Annotated in this window: 1 protein-coding gene; it reads left to right on the top strand. The window is 78.9% G+C overall.

Features of this window, described 5'->3' with window-relative positions; all coding sequences use genetic code 11:
• Positions 1-139 precede the first annotated feature (139 nt).
• Positions 140-374, top strand: a 235-nt coding sequence (locus tag KN815_RS49765; RefSeq protein WP_216348265.1) for a hypothetical protein, incomplete at its 3' end; no start/stop codon positions are given.

The following is a 374-nucleotide window of genomic DNA, read 5'->3' as shown; positions in this document are numbered from 1 at the left end:
CGCGTCCCAGGCCGCCGTGGCTGCCCGTGCCATGACGGGCCAGAACAGCACACAGGGCGGTCGGCGAGTGCTGGGCGGCGTGTCCGCGTCTGGGCCCGGCTCAGTCGGCGGCGGGGCTGGTGGCCGGGGGCTCACCGGCATGCGGAGCCGGAGTACGGCGGCACGGCAGGCGGCGGCCACGGTCCGAGTCACCGTGCCGCTCGCGGCCACCGGGGCCGTCGTCCAGGGCGCCTCGACCACCATTGCCCACGAGCTGGCGCGGGGCAAGGGCGTACGGACACGGCGCGGCAGTTCGGCGAGGCGGCTCATCGCGGCGGTCGCGGCGGGCCGACGCGTGGCGGTTGCGGCGGGCACCGGGCACGGCGGTCCGCCGG

The sequence above is a fragment of the Streptomyces niphimycinicus genome, assembly GCF_018883605.1.
Taxonomy (GTDB): Bacteria; Actinomycetota; Actinomycetes; order Streptomycetales; family Streptomycetaceae; genus Streptomyces; species Streptomyces niphimycinicus.
This window is presented reverse-complemented; position numbering and strand designations above follow the sequence as displayed.